This is a genomic window from Budvicia aquatica DSM 5075 = ATCC 35567 (genome assembly GCF_000427805.1).
Taxonomy (GTDB): Bacteria; Pseudomonadota; Gammaproteobacteria; order Enterobacterales; family Enterobacteriaceae; genus Budvicia; species Budvicia aquatica.
Map to the genome: position 1 here is coordinate 48,735 of NZ_ATYS01000029.1, position 16,373 is coordinate 65,107.

Below are 16,373 nucleotides of genomic sequence, written 5' to 3' on the forward strand. Positions count from 1 at the left end.
TAACGTTAAACGGCTTTGTTTATGAACATTGTTGGCTATGTTAGCCAAAGCTGAATTAATTGCACTATAAACAACGATGACTTTCAAGTAGTTTAGTTAATCTCTGCATCAGGGTAGCTATTTTCTATATGCTTTATCAGAGGGACTGCACAGATGAAATCTCCAAATCCATTTCTGCGGATAATTGCGATTTTTTTGATATTTTTTGGTTCCATCACCAGTCCATAACAGTTTCAAATGATTCACTGAGCGATATGGATAAACAACGGGTTATATTTCCCACTATAAACCACATATTCAATAGCTAAATGCAATGCAAGATTAGCGTGTAATTAATTATCTTTAATATTTGTGCTGATAACAATAGCTACTACCTATTTTATTGACCGGATGGACAGTGAATCAGTTTTTCCAAAAGTAATCTGGCTGTTAGGGAGAAATGCAGGTAAAAAACCCGGCTAACAAGCTATATTCTGCCGCTCGGATCCGCTAGAATTGCTGGTTTATAATGAAATCCTGTCAATCTATAACGACATAAAACGGTAAACGCTAAACCATGTTTGAAATTAATCCGCTAAAAAATCAAATTCAGGACCTGTCTGAACGGACATCGGTTCTGAGGGGGTATCTTTGACTATGATGCCAAGAAAGAACGTTTAGAAGAAGTCAATGCGGAGCTGGAACAGCCCGATGTCTGGAATGAGCCTGAGCGCGCTCAGGCCCTTGGTAAAGAACGTTCTTCCCTTGAAGCCATTGTAGAAACTATCGATCAGATGGAACAAGGTTTAGATGATGTTACTGGTCTTCTGGAATTAGCCGTTGAAGAAGACGACGAAGATACTTTTAATGAAACTATCGAAGAACTAAACGGACTTGAGGCTAAGCTGTCTCAGCTTGAGTTCCGCCGTATGTTCTCCGGTGAATATGACAGCGCTAATTGTTATATCGATATCCAAGCCGGTTCCGGCGGAACCGAGGCTCAGGATTGGGCCAGCATGCTGGTTCGTATGTATTTACGCTGGGCCGAAGATAAAGGCTTTAAGACCGAGATGATTGAAGAGTCTGATGGTGACGTAGCCGGTACTAAGTCTGCCACTATCAGGGTTATTGGTGAATATGCATACGGCTGGTTACGTACTGAAACTGGCGTTCATCGCCTGGTGCGTAAAAGTCCGTTTGATTCCGGTGGCCGTCGCCACACCTCTTTTAGTTCAGCGTTTATTTACCCAGAAGTCGATGATGATATTGATATTGATATCAATCCGGCGGATCTACGTATTGATGTTTATCGTGCTTCCGGTGCCGGTGGCCAGCACGTCAATAAAACTGAATCTGCGGTGCGTATAACCCATATGCCAACCAATATTGTGGTTCAATGCCAGAACGATCGCTCACAGCATAAAAATAGAGATCAGGCTATGCGTCAGCTAAAAGCCAAGCTGTATGAGTATGAGATGCAAAAGAAAAATGCGGATAAACAGATGATGGAAGATAACAAATCTGACATCGGCTGGGGTAGCCAGATTCGCTCTTATGTACTGGATGACTCGCGAATTAAAGACTTACGTACCGGTGTTGAAACTCGTAATACGCAGGCCGTATTAGATGGCGACCTGGATAGATTTATTGAAGCAAGCTTAAAAGCTGGGCTATAAAAGGATAGAACAGAAATGTCTGAGCAACCGAAAGAACACGATTTAGCTGAATCGGCCGCGGAATTAAATAATGAACTACAGTCCCGCCGTGAAAAATTAGCAGCGCTGCGTGAGCAGGGAAATCCGTTCCCGAATGATTTTCGCCGTGATATCACCGCTGACAAGTTACACAGCCTGTATGGTGATAAAGATAAAGAGCAGCTTGACGCTTTAGGTATTGAAGTGGCGATTGCCGGTAGAATGATGACCCGCCGTATTATGGGTAAAGCATCGTTTGCTACTCTGCAGGATGTCGGCGGCCGCATTCAGATTTATGTTTCTCGTGATGATTTACCGGAAGGTATTTATAACGAACAGTTTAAGAAATGGGATCTTGGTGATGTAATTGCTGCCCGTGGCCGACTGTTCAGAACTAAGACCGGAGAACTCTCGGTTCACTGTCATGAAGTACGTCTGTTAACCAAAGCATTACGTCCGCTGCCGGACAAATTCCACGGCTTAGCCGATCAGGAAACCCGCTATCGCCAGCGCTATTTGGATCTGATCACCAACGACGATTCTCGCCGGACATTTGTTATTCGCTCTAAAATCATGGCCGCCATCCGCAACTTTATGGTTCAACGTGACTTTATGGAAGTTGAAACGCCAATGATGCAGGTCATTCCCGGCGGCGCAACGGCTCGCCCGTTTGTGACTCATCATAATGCGCTGGATATTGATATGTATCTGCGTATTGCCCCGGAGCTTTATTTGAAGCGCTTGGTGGTCGGTGGTTTTGAACGGGTATTCGAGATTAACCGTAACTTCCGTAATGAAGGGGTTTCTCCGCGCCACAATCCAGAATTTACCATGATTGAGCTTTATATGGCTTATGCCGATTATAAAGACCTGATTGCTCTGACTGAAGACTTGTTCCGCACATTGACTACCGATGTATTGGGTTCATCAACGGTTGAGTATGGCGATCAGACTTTTGATTTTGGTAAGCCTTTTACCAAAATGACGATGAAAGAAGCCATCTGTCACTATCGTCCGGAAACTAACGTTGCCGATCTGGATGATATGGAAAAAGCCAAAGCGATTGCTCAATCTATTGGTATTAAAATTGAGAAGAGCTGGGGCTTAGGCCGTATTCAATGTGAAATATTTGAAGAGACTGCTGAGAGTCATTTGATCCAGCCTACCTTTATTACTGAGTATCCGGCAGAAGTGTCCCCACTGGCGCGCCGTAATGATGACAATCCGTTTATTACCGATCGTTTTGAGTTCTTTATCGGCGGGCGTGAAATCGGTAACGGCTTCTCTGAGTTGAATGACGCAGAAGATCAGGCTGAGCGCTTTGCTGAGCAGGTCAATCAGAAGGATGCCGGTGATGATGAGGCGATGTTCTATGATGAGGACTATATCACCGCACTGGAACACGGTTTACCACCGACCGCTGGTTTAGGTATCGGTATTGACCGCATGGTGATGCTGTTTACTAACAGTCACACTATTCGTGATGTGATCCTGTTCCCGGCAATGCGCCCGGTTAAGTAATCTTAATCAGTAGAAAAAAGGAGTCGTGATAAATATCGCGGCTCCTTTTTTATGAGGAATAAAAAACACGGTATTTAGCCCTTTTTACTAGCAGCGGTACCTGAAAAATTTCTATGCAGCGCTGGACGTTGATTGATTTTCAGCAACCACTTCAGTATGCGTATTGGCGAGAATTGCCGGTGATGGTGATGCTTTGTGTCCACTTTTGTTTTTTAGGTGCATAAACCAAAAAGGCAAACCTACCAGAAGCCCGCCAAGGATGTTACCGATAGTGACCGGCAGCAGGTTGTGGGCCACAAAGTTGCTAAAGGTCAGATCGGCAAAGTTATCCGGCGTCATATTAATTGCCAACCAGAACTCAGGTTCGGCAAAGTTTTTAATCATCAATCCCATTGGAATCATGTACATATTGGCGATGCTATGCTCAAAGCCGCTGGCCACAAACATGGCGATCGGCAGGATAAGTATAAACATTTTGTCCATCAGGCTTTTGCCTGCATAGTTCATCCAAACGGCCAGACATACCATCAGGTTAGCCATCAGACCCAAAAAAATAGCCTGAATAAAAGTATGGTGGAGTTTATAATTGGCCGTATTCAGTACGTTCAGGCCCCACTGTCCGTTAGCGGCATCATGCTGTCCGGCTAACCATATGATGGCGACTAACAGCAGTGCGCCAATAAAATTACCGATATAAACGTTAAACCAGTTTGCTAACATTTGCCCTAAGGTAATTCTGCCGCTGGCCTTGGCTACGCAGGTCAAAATTGTTGAAGTAAATAAGTCTACGCCGCAGGCGACAACGAGCATCAGTCCCAGAGAGAAGCAGGCACCGCCTAAAAATTTAGCCCATCCATAGGGGGCATCGGCAGTGCCGGTAGTGGCTGTAATATAGAAGACAAAGGCAATGGATATAAACAGGCCGGCGAGTATTGATGAAACATAGGTTTGAGCTATAGGTTTGTTAGTTTTATACACCCCTGCATCTTCAGCTATTTTGGCCATTTCAGGGGCTGAGAAGCAGCTAACACTATTCGAATTATTATCCATAATGGTACTCTCTTAGTTATCGATTATTACGTTGACTGCTGCCGACCTGAGTTCAGTGAGACAAATATAGGCTATACGGCAACGGGCATGTATAGGGTATTGACGAGTATTGTCGCCAGTGTCGAAAATCTATCAGAGCGTAGGTGGCTTAACGTCAGAAGCTGAAGCCTGCGGTTTTGATGATATTCAGCCTTTCTCCGTGGGTAAGAACACCATAACTACCGTTAACTAAGCATATTTCATGCCAGAGATTTTTATAATTTTGATATTTTTAACTGACTGATAACTATTATTTTTTGATATTTAGTCCAAAGTGACTTAGTGTCGGTTTGTCATAAGTGACGATCATTGCTGACAAAATTATAAATGATTCTTATTTATATTTGTTGTGGTTAAATATATTGATAAGCGTTTTCATCTGTTATTTTAGGTTAAATAAGACTGGTTTTTAATATCGTGAAGGAATTAATTTTCAATGGTTGTAATAACCTATGTCTATGATAGGTTATTACTATCTGCAATATTATTTTAGGCTGCTATAATGAACGCAGTTAAAGAATAACGTTAATGTGAAATAAATATGAGGAAATGGACAATGAGCACAATTAAATCATTAAAAACCAAAGATTCTAAATTAGCATTTACACGTAATGATGTAGATGAGAGCGTAAAACTTTCCTCCATTAAAGCATTAAACTATATGGTTGCTCAATTTGCCGATTTGGCTTTGATAACTAAACAAGCGCACTGGAATATGAAAGGTGCAAACTTTATCAGCGTGCACGAAATGATTGATGGTTTCCGTACCGCGCTGTTAGACCATCAGGATACCTTTGCAGAACGCGTTGTTCAGTTTGGCGGTACCGCGATGGGTACATTACAAGCGGTAGCCGTTACCACAACGTTAAAAGCGTATCCAACCGATATCTATACGGTTAAAGACCATTTGGTTGCGTTGGCCGATCGTTATGCTGTGGTGGCAAACGAATTGCGTAAAGCCATTGTTGAGGCGCAAGATGAAGACGTTGCTGATATGTTTACCGCAGCTTCCCGTGATTTAGATAAATTCCTATGGTTTATGGAAGCTCAATTAGCTTAATATTTCTCTATCACTAAACAGAAAGCCCCTGGTATTTATACCAGGGGCTTTTTTATTATGGCAACGACCTGAATGATCAGAAGGATATTTATTGATTTTAAGTTGAGCTCAATTAATATAAAAACTTCATGGGTACTCTGTAGGTGAAATAATGAAGCAGCTGTCTAAATATATTGAACTTTATCGTCCGCCGCACTTACATTTGCGTATTCAAGATGAGGCTGATGCTCCGGATATTTTTACCTTAGTTCAGTCAGAGCAGCAGCGTTTAAGTCAGACGCTTCCCTGGCCGATGTCAGTTCGACACCAGAATGATACTTTGAATACCATTAAACAGAACCGCCAGCTATTCGCTCAGGGGACTTCAGCGGTTTATGTCATTCGCTGGGATGGTAAAATTGCAGGAATTGTAGGCTTTAATACCATTGATGGTGATGAAGCGGTTATTGGCTATTGGATTGCTTCCGCCTTTGAGGGCAAAAGTGTTGCCTATAATGCCGTTTCTGCTCTGGTTGACTGGTATGCAAAAGAAGGTGAGCTAAAAACCTTTATTATAAAATGTTCGGTAGAAAATCCCCGCAGCAACCGCCTTGCCCAACGATTAGGCTTTTATTTTCACCATCTGGAACCGCAGGGTGAGAAGATCGGCCAGCGTTTTTTAGACCAGAATATCTATTATTATTCACCGTCAGACAAATCAGCGGGGTAACATCCGTTTGGTTGTATGCCTGACTCCGGGTTCTTCACATACTATCCCGGCAGAATTTTTATCTTAGGGACTGCTAATGACACAGAATATTTATGACGATCAGACTTTTTTTGATGGTTATGCCCAGCTTAGTCGATCGGTCGACGGGCTAAACGGAGCACCTGAGTGGCCGGCTATCAAAAAGATGCTTCCTGACCTGAAAGGCTTGAGGGTGATTGACTTAGGCTGTGGTTATGGTTGGTTTTGCCGTAGTGCCCGAGAGCAAGGAGCCGCTGAAGTTATGGGATTAGATCTGTCACAAAAGATGCTCAATAAAGCTAAATCCATGACTCATGATGAGGCGATAAGCTATAGGTTAGCCAATCTGGAGTCACTTGAACTTGCTGAAAATAGCTATGACTTAGCTTACAGCTCGCTGGCATTACACTATATCGTCAACTTACCACAACTGTTAAAAACGATTTATAACTCATTGGTTTCCGGAGGGTACTTGGTATTCTCAGCCGAGCACCCAATTTTCACTGCGCCCAAACATCAGGGATGGATAGTTGATGCGCAGGGGCAAAAGTCATGGCCGGTAAACAACTATCAGGCTGAAGGTCAACGGATTACTCATTGGCTAGCTGAGGGGGTAGTGAAGCAGCACCGCATGCTGGGTACATATATCAATTTGTTGATTGACCAAGGGTTCACTATTAGCCATCTTGAAGAGTGGGGGCCAACGCCTCAGCAGATAGTGGATACTCCGGCGTTGGACGAAGAAAAAGAACGGCCGATGATATTTTTACTTTCTGCCAGAAAGTAACTAACAGCCGGGAATATATTTGTTAACTGAATGATGCGGATATCAGTTCGGACGTCTCTAATTAATGCATGAAACTAGTACATTAGAATATTGTGACATTTTATTCTGTAAATAAGTAAAATTATGGTTGACGAGCTCCACGAATTTAACGTATTTTTGCAGTCTGCAAAGAGGAGTAACTTCGTTGTCGGCTAATCGTCAGTACGATGCACGCATATGCATCCGGTTACCGAGCAACCTTGGGTTGTAAGTGAGATCTTGCCGGAAGGCGAGGTGCGCTTATAGCTAACTAAATTAGCGGTCGCGTCTTCCGACGTTGGCCGTTTTTTTATGTCTGAAGATTAGGTTTTTGACTGGCTGAACTATGATTTGTGAAGGGTATGTCACCTTTTACTGAGGTAGCGAAGGCAGCAAAAATTGAAGGAGACTCCTGAATGAATTCTATTGGTAATCCCCTGCTGTGGGGCAGCTTTACCGTTATCGTTGTTATTATGCTACTTATCGATCTGCTAGGTCAGGGAAAGAAACAGGGTGGCGCAATGTCATTTCGCCAGGCAGCCGTCTGGTCAATCGTCTGGGTAAGTTTATCTCTACTGTTTAACTTCGGTTTATGGTGGTACCTGAAAGGGACCGCCGGACAACAGGTGGCTGACACTCAGGCCCTGGCCTTTTTAACCGGTTACTTAATTGAGAAAGCGCTGGCCGTCGATAACGTTTTTGTCTGGTTGATGCTGTTTAGTTATTTTGCCGTGCCGGTTGCCCTACAACGCAGAGTATTAGTTTATGGCGTATTAGGTGCGATCGTTCTGCGGGCCATTATGATTTTTGGCGGTAGCTGGCTGATAACTGAGTTTGAATGGTTACTTTATGTATTCGGCGCATTTTTGCTGTTTACCGGTATTAAAATGGCATTTGCCAACGATGATGGTGGTGATATTGGCGAAAAACCATTAATTAAGTGGATTCGTGGTCACATTAGAATGACAGACCGTATTGACGGAGAGCGTTTCTTTGTTCGTCAGAATGGCCTTCTGTATGCCACTCCACTGTTTTTAGTATTGATTCTGGTTGAAATCAGTGACGTTATTTTTGCCGTTGATAGTATTCCGGCTATCTTTGCTGTGACCACCGATCCTTTTATCGTTCTGACATCTAATCTGTTTGCCATCTTAGGGCTTAGGGCGATGTACTTTTTATTGGTAAACGTTGCTGAACGTTTCTCAATGCTTAAGTATGGTTTAGCCGTCATTTTAGTGTTTATTGGTATAAAAATGCTGATTGTTGATTTTTACCATATCCCGGTAGCTTACTCTTTGGGTACCGTGGGGAGTATTTTAGCCATCACCTTAGGGATTAACGTTTGGGTTAATCGTCAGGCAGATAAAAAGGCAGGTAAGCTATAACGCAATGTTAGGAAAGATATCAACGGTGATGTTATTTAACCCAGATAACTAGCCGGCGTTGTCGCCATACAAAAAGCCACTGTGTTTTTAATACAGTGGCTTTTTACTGTCATTGGTATCAACGCAGATTACTGGCGATAGGCCTGACGGATTTGTTGGATAGTATTGGTAAATGCTTCAGCTTCAGCCTGATTTTCGTGTTCAGAAATCAGCTTCTCCATTCTTAGGATAACTTTACCAGAATCGGCCTGGCCCATAGCTTTAAGCATTAGGGTCATAATGGCTTTCAGGCAGGTGATCTCTTTAGCCATTTCTTCCTGCGTAGAGGCTGTCGGGAAATCGATGTTGTTCATAGTGTGTCCTGTCGATATCGATGCTTTTCATCTTTCAAGTCACCAATCAGTGAGCTTGTCGTCTTCCTGCACCTCGAGTGATTTTAAGTATGTCGGATTAAATTCGCTAAGTATGTTAGCAAAGTATTTATCAATAAGAGAGCATCTCTTAGTTTAAAAATGTTGAAAACAGCCTATATTATAGAGATAATAATTCTCATTACTGTTTGTGAGCGCACCATTTTATGTCATCAGCCCTTAAGGCATTAAAGAAACTGCGTAAGAAAGCGGCTAAGCACGCAAGTAAGGATAAAACCGGCGATCGTGCTTTACAGCAACTTTCTCGACCTGTGGCTTTACCTGTTAATCACGCTCGATCTGCCAAGCCAACGGCAGATGATTCCGCATGGCGTGAATTATCTCAGGAGGTTGTCGGTTCAATGTTGGGCGAAGTATCTAAACCGTTACGCCCTTTGCTTGACTGGTTTAATCATACCGGTGGCGTGGGGTTAGTGCTGGATAGTTTGCAGACAAAACGCAGCAGCGCCGGGCAGCAGCCGTTTTCAAACAATATGCGTATATCAACCAAGAACATTTCAACTCCGGCTATATTGCGTTTGCCGCTTAAGTCCCCGCCTTGTAAACGTTGCCCAGCTAAGATGGGCGGTGTTTGTCAGTGTGCAGCTAAACGCTTTGGCTAACGCGTATTGATATGGCCTCTACTGTAAAAACTCCGATATACCAAGGGTGCTAACCCGGTCTCTTCTTTAAATATCCTGCAAAAATAGCCAATATCCTCAAAATCGCTTTATTGAGCAATTTGTTGAATAGTCAGTTTTTCTTCCAATATCAATGAGTGGCACGTTAAATGCGCTGTGCATGAATTGATTGCAGCGGTTAACGCAGGTAAGACCATGAGATTTGAGTAAGGGGGCGTTATTTTGAGAAGATTTCAACAGCAGATATTGGGGATTTAAATGCTCAATAATCAATACACTGGCGGGAATATATCTATACTCGTCATACTTCAAGCTGCATCTTTGTTGGCTGCGCTCACTCACCCGAACCACTTACCTGAGTCAGCTCATCGGGGCTTGCTCTCTTGCCGACGCGATGCCACTCGAATTATTTTGGCTATAAAGAACAGCCCTGTTGATTACCGCGTATCAATCAACAGGGCTTAAATGATTATTATCTGGCAAATGCGGCTACGGCGCTGACCAACGGGCCACCCAGAGTACGTTTTAACGTTGTCAGGGCAATACCTTTAAGTAAGGTTTTCGCTCCCTGGCGCACGGCATTATTGATGAAGTCACGCTCTTCGCTCTGTTCCATCCAGCCATAGCTGTCTACGGTTTCCAACAACGCTCCGGCGGTAATGACCTTGCTATCAAAACGAATAGCCACAGAACCGGCATAGCGACGGTACTGGATCTCTTTGATACCAGGAATTTGTTCAAGCTGTTCAATCAAAGCCGTTACTTCGGCATGATGATGCTGAATATATTCCGAACGAATACGGATACGGTTTTGGGTCTGATGAACGTATGGAGTCATGGTGATACACCTAAATGATAAAGGTAACGAGAATAATTTACATTAAGGTTTGAGGTCTGTCCAGTATTCTTATTGACCAGTTTGCGCTGTGAGATGACAAAAATTTATCCATTTATGTTGTTTTGTCATTTAAATGTGACTTACTACAAAATGAAGCATGTTTAGGTGTTTAAAATCATTGGGTAGCGTCATATGATAGTCATAACAAAAATTTAACTCTTTCCTGCGTTTTACGTGGGATGAATGAATCTCATTTAGGACACAGAATGTCATCCAATAGCTTTAGTGGATTAATGGCGTTACGCCGCTTTGTTGAACTTGCCCACCACATACCGGGTCGTTTAAGGCTACGCTTTACTAATCGCTTAATTGCAGGACTGAGTCAGAGCAAACTCTCTTCCCTTGAAGAGTTATGTGGCCCGGATCAATGCCTGCGTAGCTATACGCTAAATACAGCGACCGGCAGTCTATTACTGGAATACGATGCAAAACGGTTATCACCGGCTCTGTTAGAGCAACTGTTTGGTGCTGATGACGATCTCGCACAGCAGGCCTTAACCGCCATTTTGCCAATTATCTCTCCGTCAGATAGCCAATAACGAGGAACTGAACATGAGCAGCGACAGCAACAATAACGATCAGGAAAATCAGGGGTTTCAGGGAATGCCGCCATATGGCCCTTACGGCTATCCGACACCGCAACAGATGCAGCAAATGCAACAGCAGATGCAGCAACAAATGCAGATGCAGCAGCAACAGATGATGTGGCAGCCTTATCCACCAATGTGGAATCCAATGTGCGGCCAGCCGCCGATGGGCTATCCGATGTCGCAGCAACCACCACAATTTCAACAACCTCAGGCTCAGCAACCCATGCAGCCGGGCTTCGACTGGAGCGGACAGGCCCAGGGTATGGTTGAAGGGATGATGGGCGAGCAGGCGGGCATCTTTAAAAATATTATCAGCACTATTGGCGTTGATGATAAAGAGTTTTGGAAAGGGGCAATGATTGGGGCTGCCGCAGCGCTTATTTTAAGTAATGAAAGCGTGCGTAATACCTTACTGCAAACTTTTGCTAACGCCGGTGACCTGCTGAAAACCGGTAGTTCAAAAGTGAAAGACGCGGCTGAAAGCAGCGCCAATAGCGTGAAAGAGACGGTTGCCACCAGCAGCGCTATTTTCCGTGATACCGTTCAGGCCGGTAAAGATGGCTTTCAGGAATCGGTAGAACGCCATCGCCAGCCAGAGATTGCAGAGGGAGACGACGAGCATGAGCAATAATAGCGATCGTTTAAATCCGGCCAGTAGAGCCCTGATTGCCGGCGCCTTAGTGGGTGCAACCGCTTCGGGTGTAGAACAATGGCGTCGTTACCAAAATGGTGAGCAGACCATTAATCAGGCCACCAGCAAAGTATTGATCGATGCCACTAAAGCCGGCTTGGTCAGCGGCGCGGCAATGACCGTTGCCAATGCAACGGCCGGACGTCCGATATTAACGTTATTAACGGTGCTTAGCGCAGGTGCTGCCGGCCTGTATCTATTAGATGCAATGAAGAAAGGACAGACAGATGAAACAGCCGAATAATCCTTATTACTATAATCCGTATTACATGCCGTATGCGCCTTATCCGGTTGATCAGACTCCGCCTCAACAGCCTTATCGTACTGATAACAGCCGTGCGCATCTCATTACCGGTATTGTTGCCGGTGCAGCTATTGCTTATCTGCTGTCTAACCGTAACGTACAACAAAGCATCAGCTCGACGGCTAACAAAGCTTGGGGAGCGGTGCGCGGTGAAGTTGAAGAGTTAAAAGAGCGTTTGGCTGATGTTCAGGCAGAACTGGATTACTACCGGGATAAAGATCAAGACAGCGAGTAATTGCCCTAATGACCAATCAAACTCTTGTCACTCTGGTACATAAGTTACCGGGAAGGCTACGCGCGCGTATTCCTTATTTACGTCAAAATCAGGATGTTGCGGGCTGGCTTAAAACTCAGTTGCTGTCCTTAGCCGGCGTGCGGAGCGTACGTTTACGCCCGGCGGCTGCTTCGGCGGTACTGACCTACGATATTAATAAGACCGATGAGCTGACGTTGCTGGCTCAGCTCAACGCAATTGACTGGTCTCTGGCAACCGACAGTGAGTATGAAACTGAATACTGTGGCGGTGATAATCTGCTGAATATTGCCGGTCTGGCAATGACTCAGTTTCTCCCCAAACGTTGGGCTGCGCTGCCGGCAATGGTACTAATTGCTCCAACTATAGCCGAAGGTATTGATTCACTACGCCACCGGGAGTTAAAGGTTGAAGTGCTCGATGGCTTGGCGTTGGGCTTATCAATGGTGCGCGGAGATTATCGTACTGCGATGCTGACTCAAAGCTTGCTGACCCTTGGCGAATACTTTGAGCAAGAGACCAGCCGACATTCTGATGAGCTATTGTCTCAATTGATGCAGCCTCAATATCATCCGGTATGGATTGAGCGAGACGGCACCAGCTGTGAAATCAATGCTGAACAGCTAACCAACGGTGATGTGATGCTGCTCGGTCCGGGAGATAATATTCCGGCAGATGGCACAGTACTGCGCGGCGTTGGTTTAATTAATCAGGCTTCGATGACCGGTGAAAGCGTACCTGTTCGGCGTGAGTGCGGGGCGTGGGTGTTTGCCGGTACTCAGGTTCAGGACGGTAATATTGCCGTCAGAGCAGATAAAGTCGGCGATGAGTCTTCGACGGCTAATATTCGTCGTTTTATCACTGAATCACTTAGCCAGCGCAGTGAAACTCAGCAAGTAACTCAAAAAATGGCTGACCGTCGGGTCGCGATTACTCTTGCCGCCGGTGCGGGTGTTTTTGCCCTGACCCGTGACTGGAATCGCCTGGCTTCGGTTTTCTTGGTTGATTACTCCTGTGCTTTAAAACTCAGTACGCCAATTGCCTTTAAATCTATTATGTATAAGGCGGCTAACTCTGGCCTGTTGCTGAAGGGCGGGCGGGCGATTGAACAACTGGCTGATATTGACACGGTGGTGTTTGATAAGACCGGTACGCTGACCTATGGCGATATGCTGGTGACCGACGTTGTCAGTTTTGATCCAAAACATACTTGGGCAGAGCGTCTGCTGGCGATTGCGGCCTCGGTTGAAGAACATAGTAACCATCCTCTGGCCAGAGCGGTGGTCAGCGCAGCGAAACAGCATGAGCTTCCTCATATTAATCATGGTGAAGTGGAATATGTTATTGCTCACGGCTTGATCTCTGAACTGGATGACCATCGCATGGCAATCGGCAGCCGCCATTTCCTGCATGAACATTACAATATTGATTTCGGGCCGTTTGAGTCTCAGATTGATGAGTTGGAAGAGCAGGGGCGCCATCTGCTGTTTATTAGCCTGGATGAACGTCTGGTAGGAATGATTGGCCTGCAGGATAACGTGCGGGAAGAAGCGGCTGAGGTGATCAGCCAACTGCGCGATCTGGGTGTGAAGAACGTTGTATTGCTAACCGGTGATAAATATCACAAGGCTGAGCAAATGGCGAAAGAGCTGGGCATTGATCGTTTCTATGCCGAAGCAACGCCTGAAAGCAAAGTCAGCGTGGTTCAGTCACTGCAGGAGCAAGGCTGCCGCGTGATGTTTGTCGGCGACGGGGTGAATGATGCTCCGGTACTGACTCAGGCAAACGTTGGTCTGGCAATGAACCGTAGTACTGAACTGGCCCAGCAGGCCGCCGATGCAGTATTGCTGCAAGATTCGCTGCACGGTGTAGTGGTTGCCAGAGAGCTATCCGTTGAAGCAATGCGCTTAGTGAATAGCAATATCCGCTTAACCGAGTGGATTAACAGCGGCATTATGCTGGCAGCGGCAATGGGCCGGCTATCTCCGACTTACAGCGCGCTGTTGCACAACGGTACAACTATGGGTGTATTACTACGTTCGCTGGCGGCAAGGAAATAGCGTCAGTTTATTATCGGGCTAAGCCATACAGCTATAGCCCGATAAGCTTTAATTTCAGTCAATTAATCATCATTAAGGGAACCAATGTATGAGAAGTGGCATTAGCTATAAGTTACGCGGATTACTGATTATTGCTTTAAGCATTTTGATGGTCTCAGGCTGCGCCACCCGTTCTATTTCTAATGCCGGGAACGGGCAAAATCAGTTTTACGGCGGTGAATTAAGAGATCAGGACGTGCTTGGTGCAATGCCTGAACAGGGCATCACTGATGCAGATATTAAAACGGCGCTTAATAATTCCCGCTATAGTTTCAGATTACCGAAAGACTCGTCTATTTTACTGATTCAATCTGGTGCAATGACGCCGGACCCGGCGATGCAAGCCGCGCTGAAGCAGTTCTATTCCGTCTCCGTATTCTCAGGTGTTCCTCCGGATTCATATCGTTATAGAGACAGCCAAAATAAAGATACCAAGGTTGATTATCCTAAACTACTGCGTCTGACCGCGGCTAACGGCGGCCAAGATAAGATTCTGGTTTATTGGGGACAGTTGGAAAGCGGTAGTGAAAATGAAGCGACTAAAGTTGTTTCATGGGTGCCTTTTGTCGGCGGCGTTCTGCCCGATGAAACCCAACATATGCGGATTGTATTACGCATCGCGCTGATTGATGTGCTGAGCGGTCGCTGGACAACCTTTACGCCAGAAACCTTTGAAAGCTCTATGGTCAGCGGTCGGTATAACCGGGATTCCAAAGATGTAAAACAGGTTATGGCGCTGAAAGAGCAGGCTTATCAGGCTGCGGCCAAAGAGATTTTTGAGCGTTTTAGCCGCTGATCGGTAAGTATTAATAAAACGGAAGCGGCTCTGAACATAATAGGGCCGTTTTATTGTCTTTAAGCCTTATCATATTCTGGGATCAGTGCCCGCACTTCCGCCGTTTCCAAATGTACCAACTCTCTGTGCTGATTGAGCGGCTTATCTAAAAAGTGAGTCAGTAAAATCTGTAACGGATCGCCGTGACCCACCAGCAAAATATGCTTGCCGTTATACTGCTGCTCCAGCTCTTTAATAAACGCCATTTGTCGCGCGCAGACTGACTCTAAGCTTTCGACATTACCGAATTCATGTTCAGGGTCTTCGGCATCGTGCTGCCAAACCGGCGGATAGTGGGAGTCATCTAATTTTTCGAAATCGCCAAAATAGCGTTCACGCAGGGCCGGATTAGGCTTAAGCGGAACAGATAAATGGTCTGATACCAGCGCGGCTGTTTCAGTGGTTCGTTTGAAGTCTGAGTGAAAGATGATATCCGGTTTAGGAAACGGCCAGTTTTCCAGCGTGCGAACAACCTGAGCAATTCCCCATGGGGAGAGGCCATAAGCATCCCGGCCATGTTGAATATCACTGATAACGATTTTTTGCTGATTGGCTAAGCTATTACCATGGCGAAGTACGTAGTAAGTGTTGTGTAGAGACATACGTTCAGTTCCCTTATGTCAGATAGAGCTACAGCTTTGATTGAAGGCTCGCGGTGAGCGTTATGCCGGTTAGTTAAGTGTTCTTATACAACATGGTCCAAGTCGGTTGTCATCCCTCACCCTCGTTATCCCTTTCTTCGTCATCCCTTTCTCCCTTTCTCCCGTTATCCCCGCGAAAGCGGGGATCCAGATTTTAGCTAACAAGTTAACGCTTAGCCTAAGGACTGGCCCCCGTTTTTCAACGGGGTGACGACGAGAGTGTGCTATGTAATGTAATCCCACTCCAGCTTCATCCCTTTCTCCGTCATCCCCGAGAAAGCGGGGATCCAGATTTTAGCTAACAAGCTAGCGCTTAGCCTAAGAACTGGACCCCGTTTTTCAACGGGGTGACGACGAGAGTGTTCTATGCCATGTAATCCCACTCCAGCTTCATCCCTTTCTCAGTCATCCCCGCGAAAGCGGGGATCCAGGTTTTAGCTAACAAGCTAGCGCTTAGCCTAAGGACTGGACCCCGTTTTTCAACCTGTCTCTTATACACAAGTCCCCGACCTATTCGTTGGGGATTTTTTTGAACTTTTTCTCTGTCTGTTGATCTTTCTTTATATTTCCTCTCATTCTTGATTTTAAAATGTTACTTTCTGACTGCTATTCATGGGCTAAACAGGTTTTCGGGCTGGCCAAACTTGGCGATCCCCGCCGTACCCGTCGCCTGGTAACTCTCGCCACTTCTCTTGCTCAACATACCGGACTTTCTATCGTGAAATCGTCTCAATCTACTGCTGAAGTTGAA

17 protein-coding genes and 1 pseudogene are annotated in these 16,373 nt (G+C 45.3%); 14 read left to right on the forward strand and 4 right to left on the reverse strand.

Translation table 11 applies throughout. The features are described from left to right. Positions 1–556: 556 nt before the first annotated feature. Together prfB and lysS are read left to right on the forward strand one after the other, a co-directional pair. A protein-coding gene (prfB, locus tag YWE_RS0112785) for a peptide chain release factor 2 (RefSeq protein ID WP_099044284.1) occupies positions 557–1,655 on the forward strand; the annotation gives its coding sequence in 2 pieces (ribosomal slippage) (positions 557–631 and positions 633–1,655; 1,098 coding nt in all). A gap of 15 nt (positions 1,656–1,670) precedes the next feature. Further along, positions 1,671–3,194: a lysine--tRNA ligase gene (lysS, locus tag YWE_RS0112790; RefSeq protein ID WP_029094897.1), complete on the forward strand. Its 1,524-nt coding sequence runs from the start codon at positions 1,671–1,673 to the stop codon at positions 3,192–3,194. A gap of 195 nt (positions 3,195–3,389) precedes the next feature. Here the strand turns inward: lysS and focA are convergent. Further along, a pseudogene (focA, locus tag YWE_RS27240) lies at positions 3,390–4,244 on the reverse strand (formate transporter FocA); the annotation flags it as partial. A 595-nt stretch (positions 4,245–4,839) separates the two neighbouring features. On the opposite strand from focA, the gene dps reads away from it, so the two are divergent. The 4 genes from dps to YWE_RS0112815 all read left to right on the forward strand — a co-directional run bounded on the left by dps (position 4,840) and on the right by YWE_RS0112815 (position 8,260). Continuing rightward, positions 4,840–5,343, forward strand: a complete 504-nt coding sequence (dps, locus tag YWE_RS0112800; RefSeq protein WP_029094898.1) for a DNA starvation/stationary phase protection protein Dps — start codon at positions 4,840–4,842, stop codon at positions 5,341–5,343. Positions 5,344–5,494: 151 nt separating this feature from the next. Next, the gene (locus YWE_RS0112805) at positions 5,495–6,052 is read left to right on the forward strand and encodes a GNAT family N-acetyltransferase (RefSeq protein WP_029094899.1); all 558 of its coding nucleotides are present in this window, start codon (positions 5,495–5,497) and stop codon (positions 6,050–6,052) included. 76 nt (positions 6,053–6,128) lie between these two features. After that, positions 6,129–6,857, forward strand: coding sequence for a class I SAM-dependent methyltransferase (locus tag YWE_RS0112810; RefSeq protein WP_029094900.1), 729 nt, complete (start codon positions 6,129–6,131; stop codon positions 6,855–6,857). Positions 6,858–7,291: 434 nt separating this feature from the next. Continuing rightward, positions 7,292–8,260: a TerC family protein gene (locus YWE_RS0112815; protein WP_029094901.1), complete on the forward strand. Its 969-nt coding sequence runs from the start codon at positions 7,292–7,294 to the stop codon at positions 8,258–8,260. A 128-nt stretch (positions 8,261–8,388) separates the two neighbouring features. Here the strand turns inward: YWE_RS0112815 and YWE_RS0112820 are convergent, their stop codons facing one another. After that, entirely contained in the window at positions 8,389–8,613 is a 225-nt protein-coding gene (locus YWE_RS0112820; RefSeq protein WP_029094902.1) for a DUF2594 family protein, read from the reverse strand. A gap of 224 nt (positions 8,614–8,837) precedes the next feature. Here YWE_RS0112820 and YWE_RS0112825 point away from each other — a divergent pair, with 224 nt between their 5' ends. Continuing rightward, positions 8,838–9,293, forward strand: coding sequence for a hypothetical protein (locus YWE_RS0112825; RefSeq protein ID WP_029094903.1), 456 nt, complete (start codon positions 8,838–8,840; stop codon positions 9,291–9,293). Between the two features lie 490 nt (positions 9,294–9,783). Here YWE_RS0112825 and YWE_RS0112830 read toward each other — a convergent pair whose 3' ends face one another. After that, on the reverse strand, positions 9,784–10,149 hold the full coding sequence (locus YWE_RS0112830; RefSeq protein WP_029094904.1) for an HMA2 domain-containing protein: 366 nt from the start codon (positions 10,147–10,149) through the stop codon (positions 9,784–9,786). A 266-nt stretch (positions 10,150–10,415) separates the two neighbouring features. Between YWE_RS0112830 and YWE_RS0112835 the strand changes: the two genes are divergently transcribed. The 6 genes from YWE_RS0112835 (at position 10,416) to YWE_RS0112860 (ending at position 14,942) form a co-directional block, all read left to right on the forward strand. Continuing rightward, positions 10,416–10,748: an HMA2 domain-containing protein gene (locus tag YWE_RS0112835; protein ID WP_029094905.1), complete on the forward strand. Its 333-nt coding sequence runs from the start codon at positions 10,416–10,418 to the stop codon at positions 10,746–10,748. A gap of 13 nt (positions 10,749–10,761) precedes the next feature. Continuing rightward, positions 10,762–11,430, forward strand: coding sequence for a YtxH domain-containing protein (locus YWE_RS0112840; RefSeq protein ID WP_036015964.1), 669 nt, complete (start codon positions 10,762–10,764; stop codon positions 11,428–11,430). Next, the gene (locus YWE_RS0112845; protein WP_029094907.1) at positions 11,420–11,734 is read left to right on the forward strand and encodes a magnetosome protein MamC family protein; all 315 of its coding nucleotides are present in this window, start codon (positions 11,420–11,422) and stop codon (positions 11,732–11,734) included. Before YWE_RS0112840 ends, YWE_RS0112845 begins: the two co-directional genes overlap by 11 nt. Continuing rightward, positions 11,718–12,029 (forward strand): YtxH domain-containing protein, encoded by a 312-nt coding sequence (locus tag YWE_RS0112850; RefSeq protein WP_029094908.1) that lies wholly within the window; start codon positions 11,718–11,720, stop codon positions 12,027–12,029. Before YWE_RS0112845 ends, YWE_RS0112850 begins: the two co-directional genes overlap by 17 nt. 8 nt (positions 12,030–12,037) lie before the next feature. Continuing rightward, positions 12,038–14,107: a heavy metal translocating P-type ATPase gene (locus YWE_RS0112855; RefSeq protein ID WP_029094909.1), complete on the forward strand. Its 2,070-nt coding sequence runs from the start codon at positions 12,038–12,040 to the stop codon at positions 14,105–14,107. Positions 14,108–14,195: 88 nt separating this feature from the next. Beyond that, positions 14,196–14,942, forward strand: a complete 747-nt coding sequence (locus tag YWE_RS0112860; protein WP_029094910.1) for a lipoprotein YafT — start codon at positions 14,196–14,198, stop codon at positions 14,940–14,942. A gap of 59 nt (positions 14,943–15,001) precedes the next feature. Here YWE_RS0112860 and YWE_RS0112865 read toward each other — a convergent pair whose 3' ends face one another. Next, positions 15,002–15,583, reverse strand: a complete 582-nt coding sequence (locus tag YWE_RS0112865) for a histidine phosphatase family protein (RefSeq protein ID WP_029094911.1) — start codon at positions 15,581–15,583, stop codon at positions 15,002–15,004. 628 nt (positions 15,584–16,211) lie between these two features. On the opposite strand from YWE_RS0112865, the gene YWE_RS29610 reads away from it, so the two are divergent. Continuing rightward, positions 16,212–16,373: IS4/Tn5 family transposase DNA-binding protein (locus tag YWE_RS29610; RefSeq protein WP_029094912.1), on the forward strand; the 162-nt coding region annotated here is incomplete at its 3' end.

Coding starts and splice junctions, on each gene's coding strand:
- lysS (WP_029094897.1), top strand. CDS start 1,671: ATGTCTGAGCAACCGAAAGAACACGATTTAGCTGAATCGGCCGCGGAA.
- dps (WP_029094898.1), top strand. CDS start 4,840: ATGAGCACAATTAAATCATTAAAAACCAAAGATTCTAAATTAGCATTT.
- YWE_RS0112805 (WP_029094899.1), top strand. CDS start 5,495: ATGAAGCAGCTGTCTAAATATATTGAACTTTATCGTCCGCCGCACTTA.
- YWE_RS0112810 (WP_029094900.1), top strand. CDS start 6,129: ATGACACAGAATATTTATGACGATCAGACTTTTTTTGATGGTTATGCC.
- YWE_RS0112815 (WP_029094901.1), top strand. CDS start 7,292: ATGAATTCTATTGGTAATCCCCTGCTGTGGGGCAGCTTTACCGTTATC.
- YWE_RS0112820 (WP_029094902.1), bottom strand. CDS start 8,613: ATGAACAACATCGATTTCCCGACAGCCTCTACGCAGGAAGAAATGGCT.
- YWE_RS0112825 (WP_029094903.1), top strand. CDS start 8,838: ATGTCATCAGCCCTTAAGGCATTAAAGAAACTGCGTAAGAAAGCGGCT.
- YWE_RS0112830 (WP_029094904.1), bottom strand. CDS start 10,149: ATGACTCCATACGTTCATCAGACCCAAAACCGTATCCGTATTCGTTCG.
- YWE_RS0112835 (WP_029094905.1), top strand. CDS start 10,416: ATGTCATCCAATAGCTTTAGTGGATTAATGGCGTTACGCCGCTTTGTT.
- YWE_RS0112840 (WP_036015964.1), top strand. CDS start 10,762: ATGAGCAGCGACAGCAACAATAACGATCAGGAAAATCAGGGGTTTCAG.
- YWE_RS0112845 (WP_029094907.1), top strand. CDS start 11,420: ATGAGCAATAATAGCGATCGTTTAAATCCGGCCAGTAGAGCCCTGATT.
- YWE_RS0112850 (WP_029094908.1), top strand. CDS start 11,718: ATGAAACAGCCGAATAATCCTTATTACTATAATCCGTATTACATGCCG.
- YWE_RS0112855 (WP_029094909.1), top strand. CDS start 12,038: ATGACCAATCAAACTCTTGTCACTCTGGTACATAAGTTACCGGGAAGG.
- YWE_RS0112860 (WP_029094910.1), top strand. CDS start 14,196: ATGAGAAGTGGCATTAGCTATAAGTTACGCGGATTACTGATTATTGCT.
- YWE_RS0112865 (WP_029094911.1), bottom strand. CDS start 15,583: ATGTCTCTACACAACACTTACTACGTACTTCGCCATGGTAATAGCTTA.